The sequence below is a fragment of the Microbacterium sp. SCN 71-21 genome (assembly GCF_001725695.1).
Taxonomy (GTDB): Bacteria; Actinomycetota; Actinomycetes; order Actinomycetales; family Microbacteriaceae; genus Microbacterium; species Microbacterium ginsengisoli.
This window is the reverse complement of sequence record NZ_MEGA01000063.1, coordinates 1-14826: the sequence shown is the minus strand read 5'-3', so window position 1 is coordinate 14826 and position 14826 is coordinate 1. Positions and strand designations below refer to the sequence as shown.

The following is a 14826-nucleotide window of genomic DNA, read 5'->3' as shown; positions in this document are numbered from 1 at the left end:
CGCACCGGCGAGACGTAGCGTGGACGCATGCACGACATCCGCGCCGAGGTGCGCGAGTTCCTGAGCTCGCGTCGCGCGCGCATCACCCCTCAGGAGGCGGGTCTGCCCGCCTACGGCGGCAACCGTCGCGTGGCGGGGCTGCGCCGCGAGGAGGTCGCGATGCTCACGGGCGTCTCGGTCGACTACTACATCCGTCTCGAGCGCGGGAACCTCGCGGGCGCCTCCGAGAGCGTGCTCGACGCGCTCGCGCGCACGCTGCGGCTCGACGCGGCCGAGCGCGACTACCTGTTCGACCTCGCGCGGGCGGCGAGCCCCGGCATCCGCGTGCCCGCGAAGCCTGCCGAGACGGTGCGCCCCGCGGTGCGGCAGGTGCTCGACGCGATGGCCGACGCCCCCGCGTGGGTCCGCAACGGCCGACACGACATCCTGGCGGCGAACCGTCTCGGCCGCGCCCTCTACGCGCCGGTGTTCGACAGCCCCCGCCGCCCGGTCAACACGACCCGGTTCACGTACTTGGATGCTGCGGCCCGCACCTTCTGGCGCGACTACGACCAGATCGCGAACGACGCCGCCGCGATGCTGCGCCTCGAAGCGGGCCGCACGCCGCACGACACCGACCTCATCACGCTCATCGGCGAGCTGTCGACGCAGAGCGAGCTGTTCCGGCAGCGGTGGGCCTCGCGCGACGTGAAATACCACCGCAGCGGGCGCAAGCGTCTGCACCACCCGGTGGTCGGCGATCTCGATCTCGACTTCGAGTCGATGGAGCTGCCCAGCGAGCCGGGTCTCGTCATGAACGTCTACACGGCGCCGGCGGGCTCGCCGAGCGCCGATGCGCTGACCCTGCTCGCCTCGTGGGCGGCGAGCGCCGACTTCACCGCCGACGCGGCGCTCATCGGCGCGGAGTGATCCGGGCGGGCTCCCCCGCCCGAACCGTCAGCGGGGGTCGACCCGCAGCGTCGTCTCGAGCACGTCGTCGCCGGTGATCGCCCCGACGTAGGCGGGACCGAACCGGTCGTACTTCGCGTGCAGCGCGGCATCCAGTGCCGCCCGCACCGCCGCGTCGGCGGGGGTGAAGGTGACGTCCTGCTCGACGCCGCCCGCGGCGACACGGCCGGTGCCCGCGGCGCGGGCGCGGCGGTACCAGCCGTTCTCCGGGCCGTGCGCCGAGCGCACGTAGAGCACGCCGTCGACGACGCCGTGCCAGATCGTCACCCAGGGACGCAGGGTGCCGTCGGCGCGGGTCGAGGCGATGCGCAGTTCGGTCGCGTCGCCGATGCGGGCGAGCTCGGTGGGGTTCCAGTCGGACATCGGATGTCTCCTTCGTCGCCGTTCAGGCGGGGTATTCGTCGTCGGTGAGCTTCGCGCCCCACTCCGTCTCGGGAACGCCCTCCTCGAGGGGCGCCTCCCAGAGCGCGAGATGGCACATCGCATTCTGCGCCGAGGCGCCGTGCCAGTGCCATTCCCCCGCAGGCGTGAAGACGGTGTCGCCGGGGCGCAGCTCGATCAGCTCGCCGCCGCGCGACTGCACCCAGCCGAGCCCGTCGGTGACATGCAGCACCTGGCCGACGGCGTGACGATGCCAGGCGGTGTGGGCGCCGGGCATGAAGCGGACGAGGTTGAGGCGCGCGCGCGAGGGGGCGACGCCCGTGTAGTGGGCGTTGACGTACACGTCGCCGTCGAACCACTCAGCAGGGCCGCGGAAGGTCGGGGCTACGGGGAACTTGGTCGTGCTCATGGGGTGTCCTTTCGAGTGTGGGCGCGTCGTTCGCGCATGAGCGGAGGCAGCACGAGCGTCGCGGCGACGATCGCGCACAGGGTCAGGAGGACGGCGGCGGCGGTGAGGGCGGCCGCGACCTCTGCCGCAACGGAGGCGGCGGCATCCGTGCCGTGCGCGCCCGCCGCGACGACCACCAGCACACCGAGGCCGAGCGACATGCCGACCTGGTGGAACGTGTTGACGAGACCGGATGCCGCGCCGGCATCGGCGGCGGCGACCCCGGCGATGCCCGCCGCGGTGAGCGGCGCGAAGGCGAGACCCTGACCGGCGCCGATCACGAGCATGGGGGCGGCGACGGCCGTGAGGTAGTCGCTCTCGGGCACGACCCGACTGAGCCACGCGACGCCCACGAGTGTCAGCACGATGCCGGCGACGAGGGTGGGACCGGCACCGATCGACCGCACGACGCGGGTGACCGCGAGCGCGACGGCGAAGTTCACGACCGTCATCGGCAGGAAGCCCAGCCCGGCCTGCAGCGGCGTGAAGCGGAGCACGTCCTGCAGGAACTGGGTCGTGAAGAAGAAGAACCCGATCATCGCGCCCATGTAGAGCAGCCGAGCGAGGTACGCGCCGACCCTCACCCTGCTGCGCAGCAGGCGCAGCGGCAGGATGGGCTGCGGCGCCACCGACTCGTTCACGACGAATCCGACCAGCAGAAGGATGCCGACCGCCCCCGCGACGAGCGTCGGGGTCGCCGTCCATCCCTGCTCGGCGGCGGTGATGATCGCGAAGACGAGCGAGCCGACGCCGAGAGTCGCGGTCAGCGCGCCGACGAGATCGAACCGACCCGTCGCCCGGGCGGTCTCGGGCAGGTAACGCGGGGCGAGCACGATCATGGCGATGCCGATGGGCACGTTGAGGAAGAAGCCGGCGCGCCAGCTGAGCAGTTCGGCGCAGGCGCCGCCGACGACCATGCCGAGGCTCGCGCCGATGCCGGCCGTGGCGCCGTAGAGCGCGACGGCTCGGGCGCGTTCGCGCCCCGCCGGGAAGGTCGCCGTCAGGAGGGCCAGCGACGTCGGCGCGACGATCGCGGCGCCGACCCCCTGTACCGCCCGCGCGCCGATCAGCCACCCGCCCGACGGTGCGAGCCCGATCGCGAGCGATGCGGCGGCGAAGATCGCGAGCCCGGCGACGAAGACGCCGCGGCGGCCGAGCAGGTCTCCGGCCCGCGCACCGAGCAGCAGCAGACCGCCGAAGACGAGGGTGTAGGCGTCCTGCACCCACGACAGCTCTCCCGGTCCGAGGCCGAGGTCGACCTCCAGGCTCGGCAGCGCCGTGAAGATCACGGAGTTGTCGAGCAGCACCATGAAGTAGCTGAGCAGGATGACGACGAGGATCGCGATCGGATGCCTCGCCGCCACCGTGCGCCCTCCGGCGGTCAGCGGCTGTGCGGTCATCAGAAGGAGACCATGACCTTCAGTGCCTCGCGCGCGTCCATGGCGGCGTAGCCGGCGGGAACGTCGTCGATGCCGACGGTGCGGTCGAAGACGCGGCCCGGGTCGATGACACCGTCGAGCACCTGCTGGATGGCCGGCTCGAGGTAGGCGCGCACCGGCGCCGGCCCGCCCGCGAGACGGGCGTTCTTGCCGAAGAGAGATCCGAAGCCGATCGGGGCTTCCTCGTACTGCGGCACGCCCACGCGGGAGATGATGCCGCCGGGACGCACGATGCCGTAGGCCTGCTCGTAGGCGGGCATGTGGCCGACCGCTTCGAGCACGATGTGCGAGCCCTCGCCGTTCGTGAGCTCGAGCACGCGCGCGACGCCGTCGGCGCCTCGCTCGGCCACGACATCGGTCGCGCCGAAGGCGACCCCGAGGTCGGTGCGCGAGGCGTGACGACCCATGAGGATGATCCGCTCGGCGCCGAGCTGACGGGCTGCGAGAACGGCCGAGAGCCCGACCGCGCCGTCGCCGATCACCGTGACGGTCTTCCCGGGCTGCACGTCGCCCATGTAGGCCGCGTGGTAGCCGGTGAGGTACACGTCCGAGAGCGTGAGGAGCGACGCGAGAAGCTCCTCGGAGGCGGTGTCGGGGGTGAGTCCGGGCACGACCACGAGGCTGCCGTCGGCCTGGGGCACGCGGGCGAGCTCGGCCTGCAGCCCGCCGACCTCCGGCGAGCCGTACCAGCCGCCGTGCACGCAGGAGGTCTGGAAGCCCTCCCGGCAGAACACGCAGGTGTTGTCCTGGAACGCGAACGGCACGACGACGAAGTCGCCGGGCTTCACCGTGCGTACGTCCGCACCGATCTCCTCGACGACGCCGATGAGCTCGTGGCCCATGGGCCGCCCGGTGTCGCTCGCGTGCAGGGAGTGGTAGGGGTGCAGGTCGGAGCCGCAGACGCACGCGCGCACCGCGCGCACGATGGCGTCGGTGGGCTGGCGGATGACCGGGTCGGCAACGGTCTCGACGCGCACATCGCCCGCGCCGTACATGAATGTGGCCTTCATGGAGTCCTTCACTGTCGTTCGAGCACCCGGATGGGGTGTGATCCCATCTCACGGCCTCGCGCGCGGACGCGGGAGGACCGCTCGTGCCGGGTAACGCCAGTACCTCCCGGGGCATCCGCTCGCGGCGTACCGTCACGGGCATGAGCATCCCCACCCTGACGCTGAACAACGGCGTCACCCTGCCCGCCCTCGGCTACGGCGTCTTCCAGACCCCGCCGGACGAGACCATCGCGTCGGTCACCGAGGCGCTGCGCGTCGGCTACCGCCACATCGACACGGCCGCCGCCTACGGCAATGAGCGCGAGGTCGGCCGCGCGATCGCGCGGAGCGACGTCGCCCGCGACGACATCGTCATCGAGACGAAGGTCTGGGTGTCCGACTACGGCTACGACGAGACGCTGCACGCGTTCGAGAAGGCCACGGCGAAGCTCGGGGTCGACACCCTCGACATCCTGATCCTCCACCAGCCCGCGCCGACCCGGTTCGAGAGGACCATCGCCGCCTACCGGGCACTGGAGTCGCTGCTGGCCGACGGCCGGGTGCGCGCGATCGGCGTGAGCAACTTCCTCCCCCACCACCTCGAGCGCCTGCGCGCCGAGACCGAGGTGGTGCCGGCCCTCAATCAGCTCGAGATCCACCCGTACTTCGCGCAGCGAGAGCTGCTCGCGGTCGACGAGGCGCAGGGCATCCTCAACCAGGCGTGGTCGCCGATCGGCGGCATCACCTTCTACCCCGGTCCCTGGGGCGACGAGCGGCGCAGCGTCATGCAGGACCCGGAGATCGCCGCGATCGCCGAGCGCGTGGGCGCGACCCCGGCGCAGGTCATGCTCGCGTGGCACCTGCAGCAGGGTCGGTCGGCGATCCCCAAGTCGGTGAACCCCGCCCGCATCGCCGAGAACTTCGCGGCGGGCGAGGTCGAGCTGGATGCCGCGGCCCTCGCCGCGATCGACGGCCTCGACCGCGGCGTGCGCAACGGCCCCGACCCCGACGCCCCGCGCGAGGAGTTCTTCAACCGGCTGATCCCCGAGGCGTGACCCGAACGGGGCGGATGCCGCGGCATCCGCCCCACCGACACGGGAGATGGCCGCACGGCGACACATAGACACGCCCGGGCTGCGACTCGCTAGAGTGTGCTCGTGGTCCGCCGGAACATTCCACCCGGCTCACAGTCGTCTCTGCGCGAGGCGAACCGGGTGCGCCTCGTCGAGTCGCTGAAGCGACACGGCAGGCTCACCCAGGTCGAATTGGCTGAGAGCACGGGTCTCTCCCCCGCCACGGTGTCGAACATCGTGAAGGAGCTCACCGCGTCCGGTGTGCTCGACACGTCGACCACGTCGCGCAGCGGACGCCGCGCGATCCTCGTCTCGCTCGCCCGCCAGACCGGCCTCGTCGCCGGCGTGCACTATAGCGCCCGGCACCTGCGCATCGCCCTCGCAGACGCGACCCGCACGATCGTCAGCGAGACCTCCCTCCCCCTCGCCCCCGACCACCGTCATGACGCCGAGCTCGACCGGCTCGCGCTGCTGCTCGGCGACATGCTCGACTCGCTCGGCATGACCACCCGCGACCTGCTCGCGGTCGGTGTGGCCCTGCCCGCTTCGCTCGACCCGCGCACCGGCATGGTGTCGACACCGGGCCTGTTGCGCGGCTGGGAGGGCATCGACATCGCCTCGAGCCTCGAGGCGCGCATCGACTGCGCCGTCATCGCCGACAGCGAGGCGAACGCGGGAGCAATCGCCGAGGCGCGCGAGGGCGCCGCGATCGGCATCGGCAGCTCCGTGTTCGTGCGGGTGGGTCACACCATCAGTGCGGGCATCGTCGTCGGCGGCGACGTGCTGCCGGGCGCGCACGGCAAGGCGGGCCAGATCGGCCATGTGACCATCGACGAGAACGGCCCGGTCTGCCGTTGCAACAACCGCGGGTGCCTCGAGACGTACGCCGCCGGACCCGCGCTCCTCTCGCTCTTCCCGCGTTCGGAGGGGATGCAGCGCCTCGGCGACCTCATCCAGTCGGCCGAGGGCGGCGACGGCCGCTCGCACCGGGTGATCGCCGACGCGGGGCGCCACATCGGCGTCGCGCTCGCGAGCCTGTGCAACCTCGTCGACCCCGAGGTGGTCGTCATCGGCGGCGAGCTCGCCCAGGCCGGAGAGATCCTGCTCGCCCCCATGCGCCACTCCCTCGAGCGCAGCGCCCTGCAGTCGACCTCGGGGGTGCCGACCCTCGTCGGCGCGTCCCTCGGCGAGTGGGCCGAGACCCGAGGTGCCATCATCAGCGCACTGAGCGTGGGCGGAGCCGCGACATCCGCCATCTCTTTGCCCGCCTGACGCGCGAGAGCGCCGCGGATGGGTTTGAATAAGAGGCGTGAACCTGGCGAGGACGCTGGCACGTGCAGCGCTGGGGGTCGCCGTCACCGTCGCGCTCGCGGCGTCACTGGTCGGATGCGCCCCCGCGGGTGATCAGCGCGCCAAGATCGCGCTGCTGCTCCCCGACGCCAAGACCGCCCGCTACGAGTCCTTCGACCGCCCGTTGTTCGAGAAGTCCGTCGCCGCTCTCGGCCCGTACGACGTGATCTACTCGAACGCCGACCAGGATGCCGCGGAGCAGCAGTCGCAGGCCGAGTCGGCGCTGGCCGCCGGCGCCAAGGTCCTGGTGCTCGATCCGGTGGACTCGAATGCGGCCGCGAGCGTCGTCGCCGCAGCGCGCGCCGCGGGAGTGCCGGTCATCGCCTATGACCGGTTCATCACCGGCGGTGGGGTGTCCTACTTCGTCGGCTTCGACGGCCAGAAGGTCGGCGAGCTGCAGGCGACCGCGCTCGTACAAGGGCTCACCGACCGCGGCACACTGTCGCAGGGCGGCATCCTCGTCGTGAACGGCTCGCCCACCGACAGCAACGCCGCACAGTTCGCGGCGGGCGCGGCATCCGTCTTCTCGACCAGCGGCGTGCAGATCCTCGCGTCGTACTCGACGCCCGACTGGAGCCCCGACAAGGCCCAGGAGTGGGTCGCCGGGCAGATCACCCAGTACGGCGATCGCATCGTCGGTGTCTACGCCGCCAACGACGGTGTCGCGAGCGGCGCGATCGCCGCACTGAAGGCCGCGAACGTGTCGCCGATGCCGGTGGTGACCGGACAGGATGCCGAGCTGTCGGCCATCCAGCGCATCGTGTCGGGCGACCAGTACATGACCGTCTACAAGGCCATCGGACGCGAAGCCGACCGTGCGGCGCAGGTTGCCGTCGATCTCATCCGCGGCACGCCTCCCGCGTCGCCGACCCTCATCGACGGGGTGCCGAGCACGCAGTACCAGCCCGTCGCCGTCACCGTGCACGACATCATGGCGACCGTGGTTGCGGACGGCTTCTGGACCGTGAAGGATATCTGCTCGCCCGCCTACGCCGCCGCCTGCGCCGCGGCGGGCATACGGTGAGACGCACGATGGCAGCGATGGTGAATCAGACGAAGACGGCACGCCCCCACAAGGGCGTGCTCACCATGCGCGGGATCGGCAAGCACTTCGGCGCGATCAAGGCGCTGAGCGGAGTCGACTTCAGTGTGAGCGAGGGCGAGGTCGTCGCTCTCGTCGGGGACAACGGGGCCGGCAAGTCGACCCTCGTGAAGATCCTCGCGGGGGTGTACCGCGCCGACGCCGGAACCGTCGAGCTCGACGGCACGCCGATCGAGGTGTCGAGCCCCTCGCACGCCCAGCAGCTCGGCATCGCCACCGTCTTCCAGGATCTCGCCCTGTGCGAGAACCTCGACATCGTCGCCAACATCTGGCTCGGCCGCGAGCTCGTGCACGACCGTCTGCTCGACGAGATCGAGATGGAGGAGCGCACGATGCTGCTCCTGCGGGAGCTCTCGGCGAAGATCCCGTCGGTGCGCACACCGGTCGCCGCCCTCTCGGGCGGGCAGCGCCAGACCGTCGCGATCGCCCGGTCGCTCATCGGGGAGCCGCGCGTGATCATCCTCGACGAGCCGACCGCCGCGCTCGGCGTCGCTCAGTCCGCCGAGGTGCTGAACCTCATCGAGCGGCTGCGCGAGCGCGGACACGGTGTCGTGCTCATCAGCCACAACATGACGGAGGTGCTCGCCGTCGCCGACCGGGTCGTGGTGCTGAGGCTCGGACGCAACAACGGCGAATACGACGCAGCCGACCTCACGAGCGAGACCCTGATCGCCGCGATCACGGGTGCGTCGACGTCGGGGGTGCCGCAGCGCTCCCGCGAACCGCGAACCGTCCCCGTCGACACGAACGTCATCTCCCTGCGCACGAAGAGCCATCCGTTGCCGGGCGGCCGTTCGTGACGCGCCCGGGCACCGGCGAGCTGCTCGATCCCGACGAGGAGCGCGGCGCCCGGAGGCTCGTCGCGGTGGCGATCGCGCGGGTGCGCGGGGGCGATCTGGGCGCGGCGCCGGTGATCATCGGGCTGGTGATCATCTGGACGGTGTTCCAGTCGTTGAACCCGGTGTTCCTCTCGAGCACCAACCTCGTGAACCTCACGATGCAGTGCGCCTCGATCGGCATGATCACCCTCGGTGTGGTCGTCGTGCTGCTGATCGGGCAGATCGATCTGTCGGTCGGCTCGGTCTCGGGGCTGTCGTCGGCGCTGCTCGCGGTCGCTCTCGTGCAGTGGGACTGGCCGTGGCCGCTCGCGCTGCTCATCGCCGCCCTGTCGGGCGTGGTCGTAGGGCTCGTGTACGGCGTGCTGCTCACCCGGTTCGGCGTGCCGAGCTTCATCATCACGCTCGCCGGGCTCCTGGCCTTCCTCGGCCTGCAGCTGCGCGTGCTCGGCGACACCGGATCGATCAACCTGCCGTTCGATTCGGCGCTCGTCACGTTCGCGCAGCAGATGTTCCTCCCGTGGTGGGCGGGGTACGTGATCTCCGTTCTGGCCGCGGGCGCCTACGCGCTCTCCCTCGTGCGACGCGCGCGTCGCCGCGAGGCCGCTGATCTCGGCTCGGACAGCACCACCCGCATCGTCGTGCGCTCGGGCGCACTGCTGGTGGTCCTGCTCGTCGCCTCGTGGTACCTCAACCTCTCGCGCGGCATCGGGGTCATGTTCCTGCTGTTCGTGGTCGCGGTGGTTCTCATGAACGTCGCGCTCACGCGCACTCGCTGGGGGCGTGCGGTGTACGCGATCGGCGGGTCCGCGGAGGCCGCACGCCGTGCCGGAATCCACGTCAGCCGCATGTACATGTCGGCGTTCGTGGTGTGCTCGACGCTCGCGGCGATCGGCGGCATCCTCGCGGCATCCCGTCTCGCGGCGGCCAATCAGAGCTCGGGTGGCGGTGACACGAACCTCAACGCCATCGCCGCGGCGGTCATCGGCGGGACGAGCCTGTTCGGCGGCCGAGGGTCGGCGTTCTCGGCGCTGCTGGGCATCGTGGTGGTGCAGTCGCTCTCGTCGGGGCTCACCCTGCTCAACCTCGATTCCTCGGTGCGGTACATGATCACGGGTGCCGTGCTCGTGCTCGCGGTGATCGTGGATGCCGCGGCCCGCCGTTCGCGCGCGGCCGCCGGTCGCGCCTGACATCGTCAGGCACCATCCGTTCACGCCTCGAACTCGGCGTTGCATGCCGGAAACATTCGACCGTCGGATCGTCAGCGGAATCATCGAATCGGTTCGCACAACGCGCAGAATCGGGGCGGAATCGCCCTGAAGCCACCGGTTGACCGCATTTCCCCCGCCGTTGCCGAAGCGTTATCTTCACGGATTGACTTCAAGGCTTGAAGTCATAAAGATCGAGAAGCGATCAGCACCCGAACGCTGGTTCTGCTGTTTCAACGACGAAAGGCACATGATGAAGAAGTCTTCGATCCTGCTCGCGGCGGCAGTCGTGGGCGCTGGAGCGATGCTCCTCGCCGGCTGTTCCGGCACGAGCAGCAGCTCGAGCAGCGGCTCGGCTGCGGCAAGCGGCAAGCGCGCTTGTGTGATCCTCCCCGACTCGGCGTCGTCGCCGCGCTGGGAGAACTTCGACCGCAAGTACCTCACCGACGGTCTGCAGGCGGCCGGCTTCACCGCCGACGTGCAGAACGCCCAGGGTGACACCAGCAAGTACGCCACCATCGCCGACCAGCAGCTCACCCAGGGCTGCGGCGTGATGATCCTCACCGACTACCAGGGCGCAGCCGTGGGCGTCGCCAAGAAGGCCAAGGCCCAGGGCATCCCGGTCATCGCCTACGACCGCTCGTTCACCGGCTCCGACTACTACGTGTCCTTCGACAACGTGCAGGTCGGCAAGCTCGAGGGTCAGATGATCGTCGACGGCCTCAAGAAGCTGGGCAAGGACCCGGCCTCCTCGACGGTCGTCTACATGGGCGGCGACCCGACCGACAACAACGCGGCCATGTTCCGCACGGGTGCGAACGACGCCATGTCGGCTGCCGGCATCAAGCCCGCCGCTGAGCCCGCCGGTGTCTGGGACCAGTCCAAGTCGGCCACCAACTTCCAGCAGGCGCTGACCTCGCTCGGTGGCAAGGTCGACGCGGTGTGGGTCGCCAACGACACCAACGCCGCCGGTGTGATCTCGGTGCTCAAGAACTCGTTCCAGGCCGGTCAGATCCCGGTGTCGGGCCAGGACGCGAGCGTCGTGGGTCTGCAGAACATCCTCCTCGGATGGCAGTCGGGCACGGTCTACAAGCCCGTCAAGGATGAGGCCGACGCCGCCGTCAAGGTCGCCGTCGCCCTCCTGAACGGCCAGACCGTCACCGCCGACCAGAAGCTCGCCGATGGCACGCCTTACATCTCGGTCACGCCGAAGTCGGTCGACGCCACAACGGTCGAGACCGTCGTGAGCGCCGGTGACGCCTCCGCGTCGGACATCTGCAACACGGCCGAGCTCCAGGCCGCCTGCACGAAGTACGGCGTCAAGTAATCACGCCTGCGGGAGGCGTCGCGTCACCTGACGCGGCGCCTTCCGCGCGCTGTCCGACACTCTCGAAAGAAGGCACCATGCCAGATCCGATCATCGAACTCGTGGGCGTGAAGAAGTCGTTCGGCCCCGTCAACGTCCTCAAGGGTGTCAACCTCAAGGTGCACCCGGGCAAGGTGACCGCCCTCGTCGGCGACAACGGCGCCGGCAAGTCCACGCTCATCAAGGGCCTCGCGGGCGTGCAGCCCTACGACGACGGCGACGTGCGCATCGACGGCCAGCACCGCGACCTGCACAGCCCGCGCGAGGCCGCCGCCCTCGGCATCGAGGTCGTCTACCAGGACCTCGCGCTCGCCGACAACCTCGACATCGTGCAGAACATGTTCCTCGGCCGCGAGGAGACCAGCGCCGGCACGTTCGACGAGGGTCGCATGGAGAAGGAGGCCTCAGACACGCTGCGCTCCCTGTCCGTGCGTACGGTCAAGTCGGTGCGCCAGAAGGTGTCGAGCCTCTCGGGCGGTCAGCGCCAGACGGTCGCGATCGCGCGCGCCGTCCTCAAGAAGGCCCGCGTGGTCATCCTCGACGAGCCGACCGCGGCGCTCGGTGTCGCGCAGACCGAGCAGGTGCTGAACCTCGTCAAGCGCCTCTCCGAGCAGGGCGTCGCCGTCGTGCTCATCTCCCACAACCTCGCCGACGTGTTCGAGGTCGCCGACGACATCGCCGTGCTCTACCTCGGCCAGCTCGTCGCGCAGCTCGAGACGTCGCAGACCACCCGCGACGAAGTCGTCGCCTACATCACCGGTTCCAAGAGCGACGTTCCGCTCGTGGGGACCTCGACCATCTCTGTGGAAGGCGGCAACGCATGAGCAGCACGACGCGGACGAACGCCGCACCCGACCCGGTCGCCGGCGACCTCATCGGCAGCGGGGTCGAAGGCGGCCTCGGCGACCAGGTCGCTGCCTGGTGGCAGCGGGTGCGCGGTGGCGAGATGGGCGCACTCCCGGCGCTCGGCGGGCTCATCGTGCTCGCCATCCTGTTCTCGTTCCTGAGCCCCTACTTCTTCACGACCGGCAACCTCGCCAACCTCCTCAACCAAGCGGCGAGCCTCGTCATGCTCGGCATGGCCCTCGTGTTCGTGCTGCTGCTGGGTGAGATCGACCTGTCGGCCGGTGTGACCGGTGGCGTCTCGATGGCCCTGTTCGTCGTGCTGAACGACCGGGTGGGCGTGCCGTGGATCCCGGCGCTGCTCATCGGCTTCGCCGCGGGCATCGCGACCGGTGCCCTGATCGGATTCTTCGTTGCGAGGGTGGGCATCCCGTCGTTCGTCGTGACCCTGGGTCTGTTCCTCGGCTACCAGGGTCTCGCCCTCATCATCATCGGGTCGGGCGGCCTGTACCAGATGAACGTGCAGTTCCTCAGCGACATCCAGAACAGCAACATGCCGATCTGGGCCGGCTGGGCGCTGCTGGTCGTGGTGCTGGTCATCACGGCGGTCACGGCGTTCTGGGATCGTGCACGTCGCACCCGCGCCGGCGTTCCGAACCGCGCGATCTCGCTCGTGTGGATCAAGCTCGCCGTCATCCTCGTGCTCGGTGGCGTCGCGGTGTACTTCCTCAGCCTCGACCGCTCGCAGTCGGTGCGTGCGGTGACGGGCGTGCCCGTGATCGTTCCGGTCGTGCTCGCGATCCTGTGGATCGGCACTTTCGTGCTCGACCGCACGAAGTTCGGCCGCTACATCTACGCGATCGGCGGCAACGCCGAGGCCGCCCGCCGCTCGGGCATCAAGGTGCGCTGGGTGAAGTGGTCGGCGTTCGTGGTCTGCTCGGGTCTCGCCGTGCTGTCGCAGCTGTTCGACGTCGCGCGCATCGGCTCGGTCGACGCGACCGCGGGCCGCGACATCGTGCTGAGCGGTGTGGCCGCAGCGGTCGTCGGCGGCGTCAGCCTCTTCGGCGGACGCGGTCGACTGATCCACGCGGCGCTGGGCGCCCTGGTGATCGCGATGATCACCAACGGCCTCGGCCTGCTGGGCCTGCCGGCGGGCATCAACCTGCTCGTCACGGGTGGCGTGCTGATCCTGGCCGCCACCGTCGACGCCGTCTCGCGTCTGCGGTCGGGCGGCACCTCGCGCTCCTGACGCGCAGAGCGGATGCTGCGGCGCCCGGTCCTCTCACGAGGGTCGGGCGCCGCGGTCGTCTGAGGGTCGGTGTGCCGGGTGAGTTCCCAGCGGGATCACGTCGGGCTGATAGCCGCGCCGACGTACGCTCGCGTCGTGCCCGCGCATCTCACGCTCCCGTCGTGGTTGGCGAGCATGTCGTTGGTGGACTCGGCGGTCTCGGGGACGGTCCTGATGCTTTCCGTCCTGCTCGGTGTGGTGGCTCTCGCTCGCCGCCGCTCGCGTCGCGCCGCACTGGTCGCCGCGGGTACCATCGCCCTCGCCGCCGCGCTCGCCCTGACAGCCCTCCTCGACCTTGGGCCGGGGGTCGGTGTCGCCGTCCCCTTCGCCGGGAGATCCTGGGTCGTCGTCGCGGTCGCGGGTCTCGCTGTCGGCGTGGCCGCGATCGCGGGCGCACGATGGTGGCACAGACTCGCAGGCGCCGCGGCGGCGGTCTCCGCGATCACGGCCGCAGCCCTCGGCGTGAACGCAGTCTTCGGCGTCTACCCCACCGTCGCCGATCTGTGGGGGCGTCCGGCACCACCCGCACTGGCGGATGTCGCCTCCGGAGAGCATGGTTCGGTCGAGGCCGTGGGCACCGACTATGTGTCGACCGCCGCGGGAGGGGCCCCGGTGCCCGCGGCCGGCGCGGTCGTGTCGGCCACGATCCCGGCGACGGTCTCCCACTTCGCCGCGCGGCCCGCGACGATCTATCTGCCACCCGCGGCCCTGACGGCGCACCCGCCGGTTCTTCCGGTGGTGCTCGCCTTCTCCGGCCAGCCCGGGAGCCCGTCGGATCTCTTCACCTTCGGCGGCCTCGCCACTGTGCTCGACACCTTCGCCGCCGCTCACCACGGATTCGCGCCGATCGTCATCTCTCCCGACCAGCTGGGCGCCGCGTCGTCGAATCCGATGTGCGTGGATTCGACGCTCGGCAACGTCGACACGTACGTCGCGACCGACGTGGTGACCTGGGCGAAGTCGCATTTCCGCGTCAGCAGCAGCCCGCTCGCATGGGGAGTGCTCGGATTCTCCGAAGGCGCCACCTGTTCCATCCAGTTCGCCGTCACGCATCCGGACGTCTTCGCCTCGGCGCTCGCGATCTCGAGCGAGCTCGTGCCGACGATCGGGGTCGATACGGTCAAGGTGGCGTTCCGAGGCTCGGCGGCCGAATACGCCCGACATCATCCGCTCGCGCTCATGCATGCGCACGGCCCGTTCCGAGATTCGCGCGTCACGTTCGTTGCCGGCGAACAGGACCCGATCTTCGTGACGGCGGCGCGAAAACTGGCCGACGGGGCGCGCGCCGCGGCGATCGCGACCGACGTGCTCATCTCACCCGGCACCGGCCACGATTGGAACACCGTGCGCTGGGGACTGCGCCACGGCCTCGCCGGCTTCTTCGGGCACCTGGGGCTCATCCCCGCTCACTGAGGCGCGACGAGTCCCGCCGCGATCATGCTGCGGGCCGCGTCGACGACGGTCTCCCGCGCCGGGCGTGCGCTCCAGCCGAGCACTCGGCCGGCGGCGGATGCGTCGATGCGCTTGACGTGACCGAGGTCGGCGGCGACGCCGC

15 protein-coding genes are annotated in these 14826 nt (G+C 70.5%); 10 read left to right on the top strand and 5 right to left on the bottom strand.

All coding sequences use genetic code 11. The features are described 5' to 3' along the window. Nucleotides 1-27 precede the first annotated feature (27 nt). On the top strand, nt 28-909 hold the full coding sequence (locus ABT08_RS09900; RefSeq protein WP_045247787.1) for a helix-turn-helix transcriptional regulator: 882 nt from the start codon (nt 28-30) through the stop codon (nt 907-909). Between the two features lie 27 nt (nt 910-936). Here ABT08_RS09900 and ABT08_RS09895 read toward each other — a convergent pair whose 3' ends face one another. Genes ABT08_RS09895 through ABT08_RS09880 form a run of 4 tightly spaced genes read right to left on the bottom strand, consistent with a single transcriptional unit; the run spans nt 937 to nt 4226 of the window. Further along, nucleotides 937-1311, bottom strand: a complete 375-nt coding sequence (locus tag ABT08_RS09895) for a DUF2255 family protein (RefSeq protein WP_056207646.1) — start codon at nt 1309-1311, stop codon at nt 937-939. A 22-nt stretch (nt 1312-1333) separates the two neighbouring features. Beyond that, nucleotides 1334-1738 (bottom strand): (R)-mandelonitrile lyase, encoded by a 405-nt coding sequence (locus ABT08_RS09890; RefSeq protein ID WP_045247785.1) that lies wholly within the window; start codon nt 1736-1738, stop codon nt 1334-1336. Continuing rightward, on the bottom strand, nt 1735-3177 hold the full coding sequence (locus ABT08_RS09885) for an MFS transporter (protein ID WP_056207649.1): 1443 nt from the start codon (nt 3175-3177) through the stop codon (nt 1735-1737). The genes ABT08_RS09890 and ABT08_RS09885 overlap by 4 nt, the downstream gene beginning before the upstream one ends. Continuing rightward, nucleotides 3177-4226, bottom strand: coding sequence for a zinc-binding dehydrogenase (locus ABT08_RS09880; RefSeq protein ID WP_288114839.1), 1050 nt, complete (start codon nt 4224-4226; stop codon nt 3177-3179). The genes ABT08_RS09885 and ABT08_RS09880 overlap by 1 nt, the downstream gene beginning before the upstream one ends. 140 nt (nt 4227-4366) lie before the next feature. Between ABT08_RS09880 and ABT08_RS09875 the strand changes: the two genes are divergently transcribed. The 5 genes from ABT08_RS09875 to ABT08_RS09855 all read left to right on the top strand — a co-directional run bounded on the left by ABT08_RS09875 (nt 4367) and on the right by ABT08_RS09855 (nt 9756). Further along, complete coding sequence (locus tag ABT08_RS09875; RefSeq protein ID WP_288114837.1) at nt 4367-5260, top strand: aldo/keto reductase; 894 nt, start codon at nt 4367-4369, stop codon at nt 5258-5260. A 102-nt stretch (nt 5261-5362) separates the two neighbouring features. After that, nucleotides 5363-6550, top strand: a complete 1188-nt coding sequence (locus ABT08_RS09870) for an ROK family transcriptional regulator (protein ID WP_235557439.1) — start codon at nt 5363-5365, stop codon at nt 6548-6550. A gap of 37 nt (nt 6551-6587) precedes the next feature. After that, nucleotides 6588-7652 (top strand): sugar ABC transporter substrate-binding protein, encoded by a 1065-nt coding sequence (locus ABT08_RS09865; protein WP_048809006.1) that lies wholly within the window; start codon nt 6588-6590, stop codon nt 7650-7652. 17 nt (nt 7653-7669) lie between these two features. Further along, entirely contained in the window at nt 7670-8530 is an 861-nt protein-coding gene (locus ABT08_RS09860) for an ATP-binding cassette domain-containing protein (protein ID WP_082483095.1), read from the top strand. Further along, nucleotides 8527-9756, top strand: a complete 1230-nt coding sequence (locus tag ABT08_RS09855; protein WP_502685884.1) for a sugar ABC transporter permease — start codon at nt 8527-8529, stop codon at nt 9754-9756. Before ABT08_RS09860 ends, ABT08_RS09855 begins: the two co-directional genes overlap by 4 nt. 177 nt (nt 9757-9933) lie before the next feature. Here ABT08_RS09855 and ABT08_RS09850 read toward each other — a convergent pair whose 3' ends face one another. Then, nucleotides 9934-10146: a hypothetical protein gene (locus ABT08_RS09850; RefSeq protein ID WP_235559329.1), complete on the bottom strand. Its 213-nt coding sequence runs from the start codon at nt 10144-10146 to the stop codon at nt 9934-9936. Nucleotides 10147-10156: 10 nt separating this feature from the next. Here ABT08_RS09850 and ABT08_RS09845 point away from each other — a divergent pair, with 10 nt between their 5' ends. The 4 genes from ABT08_RS09845 to ABT08_RS09830 all read left to right on the top strand — a co-directional run bounded on the left by ABT08_RS09845 (nt 10157) and on the right by ABT08_RS09830 (nt 14684). Further along, nucleotides 10157-11101, top strand: a complete 945-nt coding sequence (locus tag ABT08_RS09845) for a sugar ABC transporter substrate-binding protein (RefSeq protein ID WP_235559331.1) — start codon at nt 10157-10159, stop codon at nt 11099-11101. 77 nt (nt 11102-11178) lie between these two features. Next, a complete protein-coding gene (locus ABT08_RS09840) occupies nt 11179-11964 on the top strand; it encodes an ATP-binding cassette domain-containing protein (protein WP_045247782.1) in 786 nt (261 codons plus the stop codon). Beyond that, the gene (locus ABT08_RS09835) at nt 11961-13232 is read left to right on the top strand and encodes a sugar ABC transporter permease (RefSeq protein WP_045247781.1); all 1272 of its coding nucleotides are present in this window, start codon (nt 11961-11963) and stop codon (nt 13230-13232) included. Before ABT08_RS09840 ends, ABT08_RS09835 begins: the two co-directional genes overlap by 4 nt. Before the next feature lie 135 nt (nt 13233-13367). Next, complete coding sequence (locus tag ABT08_RS09830) at nt 13368-14684, top strand: alpha/beta hydrolase (protein WP_288114832.1); 1317 nt, start codon at nt 13368-13370, stop codon at nt 14682-14684. Nucleotides 14685-14826: the final 142 nt, after the last annotated feature.

Bases quoted from the DNA above. Each gene is read 5' to 3' on its own strand.
- ABT08_RS09880 (WP_288114839.1), bottom strand. From the start codon at position 4,226: ATGAAGGCCACATTCATGTACGGCGCGGGCGATGTGCGCGTCGAGACC.
- ABT08_RS09895 (WP_056207646.1), bottom strand. From the start codon at position 1,311: ATGTCCGACTGGAACCCCACCGAGCTCGCCCGCATCGGCGACGCGACC.
- ABT08_RS09885 (WP_056207649.1), bottom strand. From the start codon at position 3,177: ATGACCGCACAGCCGCTGACCGCCGGAGGGCGCACGGTGGCGGCGAGG.
- ABT08_RS09890 (WP_045247785.1), bottom strand. From the start codon at position 1,738: ATGAGCACGACCAAGTTCCCCGTAGCCCCGACCTTCCGCGGCCCTGCT.
- ABT08_RS09840 (WP_045247782.1), top strand. From the start codon at position 11,179: ATGCCAGATCCGATCATCGAACTCGTGGGCGTGAAGAAGTCGTTCGGC.
- ABT08_RS09900 (WP_045247787.1), top strand. From the start codon at position 28: ATGCACGACATCCGCGCCGAGGTGCGCGAGTTCCTGAGCTCGCGTCGC.
- ABT08_RS09875 (WP_288114837.1), top strand. From the start codon at position 4,367: ATGAGCATCCCCACCCTGACGCTGAACAACGGCGTCACCCTGCCCGCC.
- ABT08_RS09835 (WP_045247781.1), top strand. From the start codon at position 11,961: ATGAGCAGCACGACGCGGACGAACGCCGCACCCGACCCGGTCGCCGGC.
- ABT08_RS09860 (WP_082483095.1), top strand. From the start codon at position 7,670: ATGGTGAATCAGACGAAGACGGCACGCCCCCACAAGGGCGTGCTCACC.